The 14,851-nt window shown below is 57.5% G+C and carries 15 protein-coding genes; 8 read left to right on the forward strand and 7 right to left on the reverse strand.

All coding sequences use genetic code 11. The annotated features are described in order from the left end of the window. Window positions 1-73 precede the first annotated feature (73 nt). From gshB to metK, 6 genes are all read right to left on the reverse strand, one after another. Window positions 74-1,021 carry a glutathione synthase gene (gene gshB, locus E0L20_RS08425; protein ID WP_131633569.1) on the reverse strand — a complete coding sequence of 316 codons (948 nt, stop codon included), beginning with the start codon at window positions 1,019-1,021 and terminating at the stop codon, window positions 74-76. 19 nt (window positions 1,022-1,040) lie between these two features. After that, window positions 1,041-1,772 carry a 16S rRNA (uracil(1498)-N(3))-methyltransferase gene (rsmE, locus tag E0L20_RS08430; RefSeq protein WP_131633570.1) on the reverse strand — a complete coding sequence of 244 codons (732 nt, stop codon included), beginning with the start codon at window positions 1,770-1,772 and terminating at the stop codon, window positions 1,041-1,043. Window positions 1,773-1,824: 52 nt separating this feature from the next. After that, window positions 1,825-2,532 (reverse strand): deoxyribonuclease I, encoded by a 708-nt coding sequence (endA, locus tag E0L20_RS08435; protein WP_131633571.1) that lies wholly within the window; start codon window positions 2,530-2,532, stop codon window positions 1,825-1,827. A 94-nt stretch (window positions 2,533-2,626) separates the two neighbouring features. Further along, window positions 2,627-3,124 carry a SprT family zinc-dependent metalloprotease gene (locus E0L20_RS08440; RefSeq protein ID WP_131633572.1) on the reverse strand — a complete coding sequence of 166 codons (498 nt, stop codon included), beginning with the start codon at window positions 3,122-3,124 and terminating at the stop codon, window positions 2,627-2,629. A gap of 60 nt (window positions 3,125-3,184) precedes the next feature. Continuing rightward, the gene (gene galP / locus E0L20_RS08445) at window positions 3,185-4,582 is read right to left on the reverse strand and encodes a galactose/proton symporter (RefSeq protein WP_119936193.1); all 1,398 of its coding nucleotides are present in this window, start codon (window positions 4,580-4,582) and stop codon (window positions 3,185-3,187) included. Between the two features lie 415 nt (window positions 4,583-4,997). Next, window positions 4,998-6,152: a methionine adenosyltransferase gene (gene metK, locus E0L20_RS08450; protein WP_010435443.1), complete on the reverse strand. Its 1,155-nt coding sequence runs from the start codon at window positions 6,150-6,152 to the stop codon at window positions 4,998-5,000. A 493-nt stretch (window positions 6,153-6,645) separates the two neighbouring features. Here metK and yqgB point away from each other — a divergent pair, with 493 nt between their 5' ends. From yqgB to speB, 3 genes are all read left to right on the forward strand, one after another. Next, complete coding sequence (gene yqgB, locus E0L20_RS08460) at window positions 6,646-6,777, forward strand: acid stress response protein YqgB (RefSeq protein WP_127312443.1); 132 nt, start codon at window positions 6,646-6,648, stop codon at window positions 6,775-6,777. 8 nt (window positions 6,778-6,785) lie between these two features. Beyond that, entirely contained in the window at window positions 6,786-8,762 is a 1,977-nt protein-coding gene (gene speA, locus E0L20_RS08465) for a biosynthetic arginine decarboxylase (RefSeq protein WP_131633573.1), read from the forward strand. 263 nt (window positions 8,763-9,025) lie between these two features. Then, window positions 9,026-9,946, forward strand: coding sequence for an agmatinase (gene speB, locus E0L20_RS08470; RefSeq protein ID WP_006811917.1), 921 nt, complete (start codon window positions 9,026-9,028; stop codon window positions 9,944-9,946). Window positions 9,947-9,949: 3 nt separating this feature from the next. Here speB and E0L20_RS08475 read toward each other — a convergent pair whose 3' ends face one another. Beyond that, entirely contained in the window at window positions 9,950-11,161 is a 1,212-nt protein-coding gene (locus E0L20_RS08475; RefSeq protein ID WP_131633846.1) for an MFS transporter, read from the reverse strand. Window positions 11,162-11,575: 414 nt separating this feature from the next. On the opposite strand from E0L20_RS08475, the gene E0L20_RS08480 reads away from it, so the two are divergent. The 5 genes from E0L20_RS08480 to E0L20_RS08500 are packed head-to-tail and all read left to right on the forward strand — an operon-like array spanning window position 11,576 to window position 14,787. Then, on the forward strand, window positions 11,576-11,899 hold the full coding sequence (locus E0L20_RS08480; RefSeq protein WP_131633574.1) for a Rieske (2Fe-2S) protein: 324 nt from the start codon (window positions 11,576-11,578) through the stop codon (window positions 11,897-11,899). Then, window positions 11,896-12,204 carry a recombinase-like helix-turn-helix domain-containing protein gene (locus tag E0L20_RS08485; RefSeq protein ID WP_131633575.1) on the forward strand — a complete coding sequence of 103 codons (309 nt, stop codon included), beginning with the start codon at window positions 11,896-11,898 and terminating at the stop codon, window positions 12,202-12,204. Before E0L20_RS08480 ends, E0L20_RS08485 begins: the two co-directional genes overlap by 4 nt. 10 nt (window positions 12,205-12,214) lie before the next feature. Continuing rightward, entirely contained in the window at window positions 12,215-13,237 is a 1,023-nt protein-coding gene (locus E0L20_RS08490) for an aromatic ring-hydroxylating oxygenase subunit alpha (protein WP_131633576.1), read from the forward strand. Continuing rightward, entirely contained in the window at window positions 13,237-13,986 is a 750-nt protein-coding gene (locus E0L20_RS08495; protein WP_131633577.1) for an SDR family oxidoreductase, read from the forward strand. The genes E0L20_RS08490 and E0L20_RS08495 overlap by 1 nt, the downstream gene beginning before the upstream one ends. Window positions 13,987-13,998: 12 nt before the next feature. Further along, a complete protein-coding gene (locus tag E0L20_RS08500; protein ID WP_131633578.1) occupies window positions 13,999-14,787 on the forward strand; it encodes an IclR family transcriptional regulator in 789 nt (262 codons plus the stop codon). Window positions 14,788-14,851 lie beyond the last annotated feature (64 nt).

A 14,851-nucleotide genomic window follows, 5' to 3' on the forward strand; every position in this document is an offset into this window, starting at 1 on the left:
TTTCCTGGTTTAAAAAGCGACAGCGTCCAGTATGCGGAGAAAGCCGGGCGCTGTCACTAATAGTATTGGTCAGTTATTTCTGTAAACGTTTTTCGATAGCGTCCATCAGCATTCCGGTGATCGAAATCGGGAACTCCGCTTCGATTTCACGAATGCAGGTTGGGCTGGTGACGTTTACCTCGGTCAGGCGGTCGCCGATGATGTCCAGGCCGACGAAGATCAGGCCTTTGGCCTTAAGCGTAGGGCCAACGCGGCGGGCAATTTCCCAGTCGCTTTCGGTCAGTGGACGCGGCTCACCGCGACCGCCGGCCGCCAGGTTACCGCGGGTTTCGCCGCCCTGCGGAATACGCGCCAGGCAGTAAGGAACCGGTTCGCCATCGACCACCAGAACGCGCTTGTCGCCGTCGACGATAGCAGGCAGATAGTTCTGCGCCATGCAGTAACGGGTGCCCAGCTCGGTCAGGGTTTCGGCAATCACGCCAATATTCGGGTCGCCTTCCTTCACGCGGAAGATAGACGCGCCGCCCATGCCGTCCAGCGGCTTCATGATGATATCGCCGTGCTTCTGCCAGAACTCTTTAAGCTGCGCCTTGCTGCGGGTCACCAGCGTTTCCGGCGTCAGGTCAGAGAACCAGGCGGTGTAGAGCTTCTCGTTACAGTCGCGCAGGCTCTGCGGCTTGTTGACGATCAGCGTTCCTTTCTCTTCAGCACGCTCAAGGATGTAGGTGCAGTAGATGAACTCGGTATCGAACGGCGGATCTTTACGCATCAGGATAACGTTGAGGTCGGCCAGGGCAATGTCCTGCTCGGCGCCGAATTCGTACCATTTGTCGTAGTTCTGCTCGACGTTAACAATGCGGGTGCGCGCGCGGGCTTCGCCGTTAATCAGGTAGAGATCGTTCATCTCCATATAGTGGAGTTCATACCCGCGACGCTGCGCTTCCAGCAGCATGGCGAAGCTGGAATCTTTCTTGATGTTAATGTTTGCGATGGGGTCCATCACGATGCCGAGCTTGATCATGTTCTTCTCCGTTAATGGGTCAACCCAGATCGCCAAACCGTACCTGTAGCGCGGTAATGGCTGTGAGTGCCGTTGTCTCAGTGCGCAGAACGCGAGGTCCCAACAGAATATCAGTAAACTGGTAACGTGCCGTCATTGCAATTTCGTCCGCCGACAGGCCGCCTTCCGGGCCAATCAACAGGCGTACGCGTTCGACGGGCAGCGGCAGCGTGTTGATGCTGGCGCTGGCGCGCGGATGAAGATTGAGCTTCAGGCCGCTCTCCTCTTCTGCACACCAGTCCTCCAGATCCATCGCCGGGCGGATCTCCGGAACACGGTTGCGGCCGCTCTGTTCACAGGCCGCAATGGCGATTTTCTGCCACTGCTGGATCTTTTTGTTCAGACGTTCCGCATCCAGTTTAACGCCGCAGCGCTCAGAAAAAAGTGGCGTAATGAGGCTTACGCCCAGTTCAATGGATTTTTGAATGGTGAATTCCATCTTCTCGCCGCGCGACATCACCTGGCCCAGATGAATGTGCAGCGGCGATTCACGGTCATCCACGTCGCCGCGCAGCACGTTCACGTGCACGCTTTTTTTATCCGCACGGGTGATTTGTGCGTCGAATACCTGATTGGAACCGTCAAACAGCTGTACTGCCTGACCTGCGCCCATGCGCAGCACGCGGCCAACGTGGTTAGCGGCTTCATCAGACAGGGCGATTTCGCTGCCTGCGGTAATCGGTTCAGGGTGATAGATGCGAGGAGTGCGCATAGTCAGAAATTCCGTGTGTCATGCAATATAAGCGAGTTGCCGCTAGTGTAGGTTAGCTCTTTTGCGCCTGGCAAGCCCGCTGGACGTAAGGGTTATGATTCCCCTGGACTTTAGCGATGCGTTCGTCGCGCTGGCATTCCCATTCGGTCACTGGATACTGCTTGTCCCAGGCAGTAAACAGCTGGGTTTGCTGGCGGGACAGGTTGAGTTCATAACGGTCGCGCATGTAGAAGTAGGTGCGGGCGATGCTGCCGCGCGCGCGGGCCGGTGGCTCAGCGACCTTCTCTTTAAAATCCACCTTCATGGCGCACTGTCCGTACTGGCCCTCGCCGCCGTTCCACTGGCTGTACATAAAGTTGCCGCGATCGCCGTTCACCTCACCAACCGCAGGCTGCAGGTTGTGCATATCGCTTTCCATCTGGCGGTACACCGGATCTTTCGAGCAGTTTTTACGTCCGCCATCCTGCCAGCACTGGCGCTGATGGCCAAACTGCCATGCCGGAACCACGTGTTCCCATTCGATTCGGCTGGCGCGGTTCTCATTTTTGCGTACCTGATAGCCGCAGGATTCAAGATCAACAACGCCTTTCTTGCCCTGCCAGTTAATTTTACAGCCGCAGTAAAAATCGCCCGGCACGTCAGCGTTAACCTTAACGCCAGCGGCTTTCGCCTGGGAGAAACTGTGAATACCGTCGGCCAGAGCGTGGCCGGAGAGCGCCGTCGCCAGGAAGGCAACCGCGAGAGAGAAATTACGGGACATCTTACACTCCGTGTCAAAACGAGCCCGCAACGTAGCGAATGTTGTTCCTGTATGCAATCAGTCAGATCAGGAAAGTTCCTGATAGTTCAATTGATTACTCTGCAACCAGCGGCTCGCCGCATTTGACGCAGCGGTAGGTGGCCTCGCCGCGCACCACGCGGTTATGACGACGGACGGTAAGCTGATGCTGCTGGCACCGGCAGCGGTAGGGGAACGTATTGGTGCGTACTGATTCAAGCTCGAACTGATGGGTGCGGCGAGCCGGAACGCCAAGCACGGCTTCCATCATCCATTTCCACTCTTTCCCGTGCGGTGCCACGCGGCCAAAGTGTTTCCACACCAGAAGGTGCGCCAGCTCGTGCGGAACAACTTCTTCAATAAACGCCTGCTGGTTTTCCATCATGAGCACCGGGTTAAGGCGGATCTCATAGGACTCCAGCCAGGCCGTTCCGGCAGAGGTACCGCGCTGGTGATAGACGAGCTTTGGTTCAGGATAATTGCGGCCAAGCTTCATGTTCGCCTGGGCGAGTTTTTCCCGCAGGCTGCGCATAACGGCTTGCTGAATGGCGATGGGGAGACGGGGAGCTTTCATAGGGGCAGAGCATAAAGCGCGAAGCGGGGAGGCGCAAGAGGCACCTCCCCGGCAGGGTGATTAGTCGTGTGCGCCAATCTCGCGCAGCGGACGACCTTTCATCAGGTTACGTTCAATGTGTTCCAGCGAAACGTGTTTGGTTTCTGGAACCAGCCAGATAGTCAGAACAATAAAGAACAGGTTCAGACCAGAGTAGACCCAGAAGGTGTTGGCGTTGCCCAGGGTATTGAGCATGGTCAGGAACGTTGCGCCGACGATCATGTTGGCAATCCAGTTGGTCGCGGTGGAGCAGGTGATACCAAAATCACGCCCCTTCAGCGGCTGGATCTCGGAGCACAGTACCCAAATCAGCGGACCGGCGCTCATCGCAAAACCAACGATAAACATCAGCAGCATCGCCACCGCGAAGTACTGCGCGCTCGGTGAGTGAATACCCACATGCATCATGGTGCCGAGCACGCCCATCCCGACGGCCATCACCAGGAAGCCCAGCGTCAGCGTTGGCTTGCGTCCCCAGCGGTCAACCAGGCCGATGGCGATAAAGGTCGCCAGCACGTTGGTCAGACCGACGATAACGGTGCCCCACATCTGCTCGGTGGTATTGGTATAACCCGCCAGCTCAAAGATTTTCGGCGCGTAGTACATGATGACGTTCATCCCGGTGAACTGCTGCATAACCTGCAGGAGCACGCCAAGGAACACCGCGCGGCGGAAGTTGCTGTTCTCTTTAAACAGCGCCCAGCCGGACTGCTTCACCTGCAGGCTTTCGCGGATCTCTTCCAGCTCATTTTTGGCCTCTGCGCTGGTATCGCGCAGGCGCAGCAGCACACGTTCGGCGTCGTGGAAGCGCCGTTTCGCGGCAAACCAGCGCGGACTGTCCGGCAGGAAGAACACGCCAATCAGCAGCAGAATGGCAGGGATGATGATCACGCCGAGCATCCAGCGCCATGCGCCGCTGTAGCTAAAGGCGGTATCCGAGAGATAGGCACCCAGAATACCGATAGTGATCATCAGCTGGTACATCGAAATCATGCTGCCGCGAATTTTCTCCGGCGCGATTTCAGACAGATAGAGCGGAGCGGTATACGACGCGACGCCGACGGCCAGGCCGAGCAGCACGCGGGATACCAGCAGCACCTCAACGTTAGGCGCGGCGGCAGAGAAGAGCGAACCGGCAACGAACAGGATCGCGCCGATCATCAGGCTCTTTTTACGCCCGAGCTTGAAGGAGAGCCAGCCGCTGCCGACGGCACCGACGGCGGCGCCGAACATCATGGAGCTAACGACCCACTCCTGGGTGTGCGCGCTAATCTGGAACTCGTCGGTGATGAAGGGTAATGCACCGGCAATTACGCCGATATCCAGGCCAAAGAGTAATCCTGCCAGGGCGGCGAGGAAGCAGACGAAGAAGGTCATCGCCTTGTTGGACGTACGCCCCTGTTTTTTATTGTCAGGCATTATGCCCTCCAGTTGGGTTATCAGTTTTGTCGATGTTAAGGGTAGGTGAGTGACCCGTAAAAATATGTGAGATAAATCACAATGGTGTAATCGGTTACACTAACGTGAAACCGTAAAAATGATTAAAGCTTTGAAAATATAGAGCTAAACGAGGTGATGTGCATCGCGAAAGTACACATTTCAGACTTAACTGAAATAAAATGTAACAGCAGAAGAAAGGCGATCATGCAAAGAGATTATTCTGAAAGCGGGATATATTTGGCGTGGTGTAAACGGTTTCAAGTATTGCCGGGTGGCGGCTGCGCCTTACCCGGCCTACAAACGCCTCAGGACCCGTAGGTCGGGTAAGGCGCAGCCGCCACCCGACACAAAAAAGGCCAGCCCGAAGGCTGGCCCGTTTAACGCTGTGGGTCGATTACTTCAGACCTGCAGCCTCACGCAGCAGGGCGGCTTTGTCGGTTTTTTCCCATGGGAAATGTTCACGACCAAAGTGACCGTATGCAGCGGTTTCTTTGTAGATTGGGTGCAGCAGATCCAGCATCTGAATCAGGCCGTATGGACGCAGGTCGAAGAACTCGCGCACCAGCAGGGTCAGCTGTTCTGAAGGCACTTTCTCAGTACCGAAGGTTTCCACCATGATGGAGGTGGGTTCAGCCACGCCGATTGCGTAGGAAACCTGGATCTCACAGCGGTCGGCCAGGCCCGCAGCGACGATATTTTTCGCCACATAACGTGCAGCGTACGCGGCAGAACGGTCAACTTTAGACGGATCTTTACCGGAGAACGCGCCGCCACCGTGACGCGCCATGCCGCCGTAGGTATCCACGATGATTTTACGACCGGTCAGGCCGCAGTCGCCCATTGGGCCGCCGATAACGAAGCGTCCGGTTGGGTTGATAAAGAATTTGGTTGCAGAGCTCAGCCATTCGGTCGGCAGAACCGGCTTGATGATCTCTTCCATCACTGCTTCCTGCAGGGATTTCTGGTCGATATCTTCGGAGTGCTGAGTGGACAGAACCACCGCATCGATACCCACGATTTTGCCGTCGTCGTACTGGAAGGTGACCTGGCTTTTCGCATCCGGGCGCAGCCACGGCAGGGTGCCGTTTTTACGCACTTCGGCCTGACGCTGCACCAGACGGTGTGCGTAAGTGACGGGCGCTGGCATCAGCACGTCGGTTTCGTTAGTTGCGTAGCCAAACATCAGGCCCTGGTCGCCCGCGCCCTGTTCCAGCGGATCGGCGCGGTCAACGCCCTGGTTGATGTCCGGAGACTGTTTGCCAATCGCGCTCAGTACCGCGCAGGAGTTGGCATCAAAGCCCATATCAGAATGCACATAGCCGATCTCACGCACCGTGTTACGGGTGATCTCTTCGATATCAACCCATGCGCTGGTGGTGATCTCACCGCCAACCAGAACCATGCCGGTTTTGACATAGGTTTCACACGCTACGCGCGCTTTTGGATCCTGCGCCAGGATCGCATCCAGCACCGCATCGGAGATTTGGTCAGCAATTTTATCAGGATGTCCTTCTGATACGGACTCGGACGTAAACAGGTGTTTTGCCATTTTTTATTTCACCTAAGAGGAATTTGGTTAGCTCAAGCTGCTGTGTGGAATAGCCATAGGAGATAATTCTACCAAGGCCTGCAGGATTTTGACACTGGCAGTCTGAGTGTTAATCAGTATGGATGGATTAACATCTGGACGTCTATTTTAGGTCACTTCTTCACCCGATTTCCAGTTTTTTTTGACTCAGCTCTCACTGCGTTGAAAACACAGCTGGAAATATTTCCTGACGGCGCTGGCAACGGGCGCATTTTTGTTTTGCTTTTTAGCCCCCTTCTCGGTATAAAACGCGGCGCGCGGAACGTGATTCCCGCAACCCGCATTTTAGTCTGCAAACCTGCCGATGTTAGACCCATCTCGGCGCTTCTCAGGATCTTCAGAGACGCTTGCGTGCTCTGAAAAACTGAACAAGGGCGCTCTTGTTTATACAAGAGTTTTCTCGTGGTTTCGCCGAACCTGTCATACAGAGTTCGGATACGTGTTTTACAATGATATGAATAAGAAACCGGTCGCACGGTCTGGATTTCAGCACACTCTGCTGGGAAACGGAGCCGTTTATGGGTTGTTATCGCCGTATAACGCTGCGATAGTAGTCAACTGTTTTACACTTAATACAAAGAGTTGAGGTTCGCTATGTCTGACGACATGTCTTCTTTTTCGCCTTCGTCAGCGGGCGAACAGGGTGTACTACGTTCTATGCAGGAGGTTGCGATGAGCTCCGAGGAAGCCAGCAAGATGCTGCGCACCTACAATATTGCCTGGTGGGGCAATAACTACTACGACGTCAACGAGCTGGGCCACATCAGCGTCTGCCCGGATCCGGACGTCCCTGAAGCGCGCGTGGATCTCGCCAAGCTGGTGAAAGCCCGCGAAGCACAGGGCCAGCGTTTGCCTGCACTGTTCTGTTTCCCGCAGATCCTGCAACATCGCCTGCGTTCCATCAACGCCGCGTTCAAGCGCGCGCGTGAATCCTACGGCTATAACGGCGACTATTTCCTGGTCTACCCGATCAAGGTAAACCAGCACCGCCGCGTGATTGAATCCCTGATCCACTCCGGCGAACCGCTGGGTCTGGAAGCCGGCTCCAAAGCGGAACTGATGGCCGTTCTGGCGCACGCGGGCATGACCCGTTCGGTGATCGTCTGTAACGGCTATAAAGACCGTGAATACATTCGTCTGGCGCTGATTGGCGAGAAGATGGGCCACAAGGTCTATCTGGTTATCGAAAAGATGACCGAAATCGCCATCGTGCTGGAAGAGGCCGAGCGTCTGAACGTTATCCCGCGCCTTGGCGTGCGTGCGCGTCTGGCGTCGCAGGGCTCCGGTAAATGGCAGTCCTCCGGCGGCGAAAAATCCAAGTTCGGCCTCGCGGCGAACCAGGTGCTCCAGCTGGTGGAAATTCTGCGCGAGCGCGGTCGTCTCGACAGCATTCAGCTGCTGCACTTCCACCTCGGCTCGCAGATGGCCAACATTCGCGACATCGCTACCGGCGTGCGTGAATCGGCGCGCTTCTACGTGGAGCTGCACAAGCTTGGCGTGAATATTCAGTGCTTCGACGTGGGCGGCGGCTTGGGCGTGGATTACGAAGGTACCCGCTCGCAGTCCGACTGCTCGGTGAACTACGGCCTGAACGAGTATGCCAACAACATCATCTGGGCGATCGGCGATGCCTGTGAAGAGAACGGCCTGCCGCATCCGACGGTAATCACCGAGTCCGGTCGCGCGGTCACCGCGCACCATACGGTGCTGGTCTCTAACATCATCGGCGTTGAGCGTAGCGAAATCACCGAAGCGACCCCTCCGGCAGACGATGCCCCGCGTTCCCTGCAAAGCATGTGGGAAACCTGGCAGGAAATGCACGAGCCGGGCACGCGCCGCTCCCTGCGCGAATGGCTGCACGACAGCCAGATGGATCTGCACGATATTCACGTGGGTTATTCTTCAGGCACCTTTAGCCTGCAGGAGCGCGCGTGGGCGGAGCAGCTTTATCTGAACATGTGCCATGAAGTGCAGAAGCAGCTCGACCCGAGCAACCGCGCGCACCGTCCGATTATTGACGAGCTGCAGGAACGCATGGCGGACAAGATGTACGTCAACTTCTCGCTGTTCCAGTCAATGCCGGATGCCTGGGGTATCGACCAGCTGTTCCCGGTTCTGCCGCTTGAAGGGCTGAACCACGCTCCGGAACGTCGTGCGGTGCTGCTGGACATCACCTGTGATTCCGACGGCGCTATCGACCACTACGTTGACGGCGACGGTATCGCCACGACGATGCCAATGCCGGAATACGACCCGGAGAACCCGCCGATGCTGGGCTTCTTTATGGTCGGCGCGTACCAGGAGATCCTCGGCAACATGCACAACCTGTTCGGTGATACCGAAGCGGTTGACGTGTTCGTCTTCCCTGACGGCAACGTGGAAGTCGAGCTGTCTGACGAAGGGGATACCGTGGCGGACATGCTGGAATACGTTCAGCTCGATCCGAAAAAACTGCTCACCCAGTTCCGCGACCAGGTGAAAAACACCGGTCTGGACGACGCGCTGCAGCAGCAGTTCCTGGAAGAGTTTGAAGCGGGTCTGTACGGGTATACTTATCTGGAAGACGAGTAAGACATCTGCCTTTCCCCTCACCCCAGCCCTCTCCCCAAAGGGGAGAGGGTGTTCAAATTCCCTCTCCCCTTTGGGGAGAGGGTTAGGGTGAGGGGCAAAGACCGCACGATGCCCTATACTCTCTTGAACCCGTACGCATTACCGGCGATAATTCGCCCCAATAAGCGATTTACGAATCAATCCCTTCCTCGTCGGGTTTAACGACGCGGAGGGGATTTTTTTTCATCTGTTTTTAATGTATCGACTTTAAAAGAGGTCAGGACATGAGCACTTTAGGTCATCAGTACGATAACTCTCTGGTATCTAACGCGTTTGGTTTTTTACGCCTTCCAATGAACTTCCAGCCGTACGACAGCGACGCTGACTGGGTGATCACCGGCGTACCGTTTGATATGGCCACCTCAGGCCGCGCGGGCGGGCGTCACGGCCCGGCAGCGATCCGTCAGGTGTCTACCAACCTGGCCTGGGAGCACAACCGCTTCCCGTGGAACTTCGACATGCGCGAGCGCCTGAACGTGGTGGACTGCGGTGACCTGGTGTACGCCTTCGGCGACGCGCGTGAGATGAGCGAAAAGCTGCAGGCCCACGCCGAGAAGCTGCTGGCGGCCGGCAAGCGCATGCTCTCCTTCGGCGGTGACCACTTCGTGACCCTGCCGCTGCTGCGCGCCCACGCGAAGCACTTCGGTAAAATGGCGCTGGTGCACTTTGATGCGCATACCGACACCTACGCGAACGGCTGCGAGTTTGACCACGGCACCATGTTCTACACCGCGCCGAACGAAGGCCTGATCGACCCGAACCACTCGGTGCAGATCGGTATCCGCACCGAGTTCGACAAAGACAACGGCTTCACCGTGCTGGACGCGGGCCAGGTCAACGATCGCGGCGTGGACGACATTCTGGCGCAGGTTAAGCAGATCGTCGGCGACATGCCTGTGTACCTGACCTTCGATATCGACTGCCTGGATCCGGCGTTCGCACCGGGTACCGGTACGCCGGTGATCGGCGGCCTGACCTCGGACCGCGCCATCAAGCTGGTACGCGGCCTGAAGGATCTGAACATCGTCGGGATGGACGTGGTGGAAGTGGCGCCGGCCTATGATCAGTCCGAGATCACCGCGCTGGCCGCGGCGACCCTGGCGCTGGAAATGCTCTACATCCAGGCGGCGAAAAAAGGCGAGTAAGCCTTACGCGCTCACTGCTGCTGCGCGACGCATGCGCAGCAGCAGCATTCCGCCCGCCAGCAGGGTGATAACCTGCGACACCACCAATACCGAAAAGCCTGAGCTTACCGAACCCACCGATTTCATCACCATCCCCATCAGCAGCGGAATAAACGCCGCGCAGATATTGCCGATCCCATTGATAATGCCGTACGCGCTGCCCACCGCCTCCCGTGCGGCGTGATGCTGGATCACCGCAGGAATAGCCGCTCCCTGAAGCCCCCAGAACACGTTGGCGGACAGCATAAACAGCGCCAGCCATGCGGGCTGGTGGCTGAGCATCAGGGCGGCCACGGAGAGCGCCGTCAGCGTCCCGCCCACCACAAACAGCACTGGAGCCTGCTCCGGGCGCATTTTGTCGAGCAGCACGCCGCCGAGGAATTTAGATCCCAGGCTCAGCAGAAAGGGGATCGCCGCAAGCATGCCCGTGGCGTGCAGCGAGAAGTGGTGCTCGTCACGCAGCCATGCGGGCAGCCACGCACTGCTTCCCCACAGATAGCTCAGCGTGGCGATTTCAACCAGCAGGATCCAGCCCAGCAGCGGCGTCTGCCAGGCCATCGTGAAGGTTTGCGCAAACCCCGGTTTTTTCGTCGTCGGGAGGCGGCGCGGCGCGGGCAGGAATCGCCAGATAAGCCCGCCGCCCAGCACCAGATTCATCACCGCCAGCGCGTAAAACGACCCCGCCCAGCCAAGATGCGCCATCAGCCAGGTGACCAGCGGAAAGCCCACGGCCAGCCCGAGAGAGACGCCCAGCGCGGTCACGGCGTTGGGTTTGCCTATCTCCTGTGCGCTAAAGTTATCGCTAATAAAGCGCGTTTTCAGCGAAAAGAGCGGTCCTTCGGCAATGCCTAAAATCAGGCGTGCGACGAGCATCCCCATCAGCGAGCCGAGCAGCGGCGAAACCGCGCAGACCAAGGCCCAAATCGCAATGCTGCTTAATAATCCCTGACGGTAATGGAGTTTGCTTTCAATAACCGGTGTTAATAATAAAGCGGAAAATCCATAACCCAGCAGAAAGCAGGTCATGAGCATTCCCTGTAACATTCTGTTTTCATTTAGCTGAAAATGCTCGGCAAATTCCGGGTTTAAAATCATGACCGAGATATTTACCCGGTCGACGTAGGAAATAATAATCAGTAATAACAGTGCAATTGTTCCTTGCCATCTTGCCGTCATCATGCCCGCCTTAGGTTTTCATCTGTTTATATTTTTATAAGTGTGATTGTCACGGAGCTAAAATGGTTCACAGGTGAAACTCCTTGTTTATTAAGAATAAATAAAATGTAAGTTTCACTGGTGAAACACCGAGGATGTGACGTTATTTTATTTTTAAGGAACAAAAAGAAAAGAAGTCAATATGTTTTATTCAAAATAGTCGGCTATTAAAAAAACGTATTTATCACGGCGCAAAAATGAAAATTTCATATCGCTGCATTTTTTCGTGATCCTTTGCACACTTAGTTAATTTATTACTATCTAATTAACAAATTCGTCACATTGACGCTTGACGAAACATCCATCGCTTTTATATTGACCGTATTAAATAAGAAACAGAGTTTCATATATGAAACAAAAGCCTGGAGGATCGTGATGAGCTGGATAGGCGTATGTGACGCAGAACAAGTACAGGAAGATTTCCCTTTTAGCGGCAGCGTCGAGGGTAAAGAGATCGGCGTTTACCTGATTGACGGCGAATATTACGCGCTGGAGGACGTATGCCCCCACGCCTACGCTCTGCTCAGCCAGGGGTTCGTGGAGGACGGCAAGGTGGAATGCCCGCTGCACGAGGCGGTGTTCGACGTCAAAACCGGCCAATGCCTGCACGGCCCCGGGGGGCGCAACCTCAACCGCTACCCGGTTCGGGTCTATGAAAACCAAATCCAGATTACCTTCGTCGAGGAGACCGTGGCATGAGCGATACCCTGAACTACAACCCGGCGCTGCCGGAAAGCCGCCAGTTTACCCCGCCGGCGGAGGGCGGCAACGGCGCGATCCATAAGCCGGGTGATTACCAGAACCTGATCTGGCAGACCCGCAGCCGCGTGCCGGAAAGCTGGGAGGTGAACCTGATTGCCACGCTGGAAGAACTCTTTGAACAGGGCGTTGAAACCCTACCGGAGCTGGTGAACGGGCTGAACGCGGTGCGCATGCACGACCAGCAGGGCGAGCCGTGGAGCGACGCCAGCTTCCAGGCATTCTTACAGGTTAACGGCTACTGAGGGCAACGCGATGACGACGACCGTACAAAACTATCTCGATAAAGGCCTGCGCGGCCTCTGGTATCCGGTGCTGGCAAGCTGGGAAGTGCAGTCTGCTCCTGTGGGCATCACCCGCCTGGGCGAGCAGATTGTGGTCTGGCGCAACAAAGACGGCCAGGTGCAGGCGCTGGAAGACCGCTGCCCGCACCGCGGCGCGCGCCTGTCGATGGGCTGGAACCTCGGCGACCGTATCTCCTGCTGGTATCACGGCGTGGAAGTGGCGGGCAACGGCGAGGTAAAAGATGTGCCCGCCGTGGATAAATGCCCGCTGGTCGGCCAGCAGTGCGTGCGCAGCTATAACGTGCAGGAGGCGCACGGCGCTATCTTCCTGTGGTTTGGCGTCACCGCTGACCAGCAGCCGGACGAACTGACCTTCCCGGATGAACTTGCCGACACGGAAAGCTTCAGCAACTTCCTCTGCACCGCCGCGTGGAAGTGCAACTACCAGTACGCGCTGGAAAACGTGATGGACCCGATGCACGGCACCTATCTGCATTCGTCGTCGCACTCGATGGCGGAAGGGGATCGTAAGGCCGACATGGTGCTCCAGCCGACAAAAACCGGCTTCATCTTTGAGAAGAAAGGGCAGAGCGGCATCAACTTCGACTGGGTTGAGCTGGGCAACAGCGGCACCTGCTGGATGCGCCTCTCCATTCCGTATAAGAAGCGCTTCGGACCGGGCGGCCACTTCTTTATCGTCGGCATGGTGGTGCCGGAAGATAACGACAACTGCCGCGTCTTCTTTTGGCGCATCCGCCGCGTGCAGGGCTGGCAGCGCGACATGTGGCGCTTCATGTACCGCAACCGCCTGGAAAAACTGCACTGGGAAGTGCTGGAGCAGGACCGCGTGGTGCTGGAAAGCCTGGCCCCGAATGCCCGCGAGCATGAATACCTCTACCAGCACGACGTCGGCCTCTCCCGCCTGCGCCGCATGATGCAAAAGGCCGCCAAAGAGCAGCTGGCCGCACGTGAAGAACAGCAGGGAGCCGCCTGATGAACGGGCTGCTGAGCGGAAAGCGCATCGTTGTGACCGGCGCCGCGCGCGGGCTGGGCTACCACTTTGCCAAAGCCTGCGCGGAGCAGGGGGCAAAGGTAGTGATGTGCGACATCCTCAAGGGCGAGCTGGCCGAAAGTGCCCACGGGCTGAGCGAGCAGGGCTATGCGATCGAATCACACGCTATCGATCTGGCCGATCCGCAGTCTATCGGGCAAGTATTCAGCGCCATTGGCGAGCAGGGGCAGATTGACGGCCTGGTCAACAACGCGGCGATGGCGACCGGCGTGGGCGGCAAAAATATGCTCGATTACGATCCGGACCTGTGGGACCGCGTGATGAGCGTGAACGTCAAAGGCACCTGGCTGGTGACGCGCGCCGCCGTGCCGCTGCTTCGCGAAGGGGCGGGCATCGTGAACGTGGCGTCCGACACCGCGCTGTGGGGCGCGCCGCGCCTGATGGCCTACGTCGCCAGCAAGGGGGCCGTGATTGCCATGACCCGCTCGATGGCGCGCGAGCTGGGCGAAAAGCGCATTCGCATCAACGCCATCGCGCCGGGACTAACCCGCGTCGAGGCGACCGAATATGTGCCCGCCGAACGCCATCAGCTCTACGAAAACGGCCGCGCGCTCGCGGGCGCGCAGCAGCCGGAGGATGTTACCGGCAGCGTGGTGTGGCTGTTAAGCGATCTGTCGCGGTTTATCACCGGACAGCTGATCCCGGTCAACGGCGGTTTTGTCTTTAACTGAGGTATGGCGAAGATGGCAAACGATCGGGAAGTGAAGTATCTGGTGCCGGGGCTGGAGCGCGGTTTACAGCTGCTGCTGGCCTTTGGCGAGCAGCATCGCGAACTGACCTTTGCCGAGCTGCACCGGCTGGTGGATATGCCGAAGGCGACCGCCTACCGCGTGGTGCAGACGCTGGAGTTCATGGGTTTTCTGGAGCGCAACGCGCGCACCAACACCTTCTCGCTGGGCATGAACGTGCTGCGCCTGGGCTTTGAGTACATCGCCTCGCTGGACGTGGCGCAGGTTGGCCAGCCGGTCATCGAGCAGCTGCGCGACGTGAGCCAGTGCAGCAGCCATCTGGCGATCCGCGACGGGCGCGACATTATCTACATCGCCCGCGTCAGCGCCGCCGGATCGCGCATCAATCAGGTGAGCATCGGCACCCGCCTGCCGGTGCACTGCACCTCGCTTGGCCGCATGCTGCTGACCGATATGTCCCGCGCCGATTTTGAACAGCTGTTCCCGCACGAGCGCCTGCCGGGCAACACGCCGGGACAGCTTCACGACCGCGAAGCCCTGTGGCAGATGGTGCAGCAGGACAAAGCCCGCGGGTACGTGATCGGCGAATCCTTCTTCCGCCACGGCATCTCCTCCATCGTCTATCCGGTGTATGACCGAAGCGGACGCGTTTCGGCGGTGGTCAGCATTCTGGTGCCGTCGGAGGAGATCCCCCAGACCGACCGCGAGCGTCTGCAGAACGAGGTTCGCCTCGCGGCGGATAAAATTTCTGGCTTCTTAGGGTACTTGTCACAGGCCAGTTAAATCAGTGAGTTAACGTCAGGCGCTTGACCGCGTCGGGCATGTTTTACGCCCAATTTGGGCCAGA

The sequence above is a fragment of the Enterobacter wuhouensis genome (genome assembly GCF_004331265.1).
GTDB classification, from domain to species: Bacteria; Pseudomonadota; Gammaproteobacteria; order Enterobacterales; family Enterobacteriaceae; genus Enterobacter; species Enterobacter wuhouensis.

Excerpts from the sequence above, each read along its gene's own strand:
- gshB (WP_131633569.1), bottom strand. The coding sequence starts at position 1,021 with ATGATCAAGCTCGGCATCGTGATGGACCCCATCGCAAACATTAACATC.
- rsmE (WP_131633570.1), bottom strand. The coding sequence starts at position 1,772 with ATGCGCACTCCTCGCATCTATCACCCTGAACCGATTACCGCAGGCAGC.
- endA (WP_131633571.1), bottom strand. The coding sequence starts at position 2,532 with ATGTCCCGTAATTTCTCTCTCGCGGTTGCCTTCCTGGCGACGGCGCTC.
- E0L20_RS08440 (WP_131633572.1), bottom strand. The coding sequence starts at position 3,124 with ATGAAAGCTCCCCGTCTCCCCATCGCCATTCAGCAAGCCGTTATGCGC.
- galP (WP_119936193.1), bottom strand. The coding sequence starts at position 4,582 with ATGCCTGACAATAAAAAACAGGGGCGTACGTCCAACAAGGCGATGACC.
- metK (WP_010435443.1), bottom strand. The coding sequence starts at position 6,152 with ATGGCAAAACACCTGTTTACGTCCGAGTCCGTATCAGAAGGACATCCT.
- yqgB (WP_127312443.1), top strand. The coding sequence starts at position 6,646 with ATGAATAAGAAACCGGTCGCACGGTCTGGATTTCAGCACACTCTGCTG.
- speA (WP_131633573.1), top strand. The coding sequence starts at position 6,786 with ATGTCTGACGACATGTCTTCTTTTTCGCCTTCGTCAGCGGGCGAACAG.
- speB (WP_006811917.1), top strand. The coding sequence starts at position 9,026 with ATGAGCACTTTAGGTCATCAGTACGATAACTCTCTGGTATCTAACGCG.
- E0L20_RS08475 (WP_131633846.1), bottom strand. The coding sequence starts at position 11,161 with ATGACGGCAAGATGGCAAGGAACAATTGCACTGTTATTACTGATTATT.
- E0L20_RS08480 (WP_131633574.1), top strand. The coding sequence starts at position 11,576 with ATGAGCTGGATAGGCGTATGTGACGCAGAACAAGTACAGGAAGATTTC.
- E0L20_RS08485 (WP_131633575.1), top strand. The coding sequence starts at position 11,896 with ATGAGCGATACCCTGAACTACAACCCGGCGCTGCCGGAAAGCCGCCAG.
- E0L20_RS08490 (WP_131633576.1), top strand. The coding sequence starts at position 12,215 with ATGACGACGACCGTACAAAACTATCTCGATAAAGGCCTGCGCGGCCTC.
- E0L20_RS08495 (WP_131633577.1), top strand. The coding sequence starts at position 13,237 with ATGAACGGGCTGCTGAGCGGAAAGCGCATCGTTGTGACCGGCGCCGCG.
- E0L20_RS08500 (WP_131633578.1), top strand. The coding sequence starts at position 13,999 with ATGGCAAACGATCGGGAAGTGAAGTATCTGGTGCCGGGGCTGGAGCGC.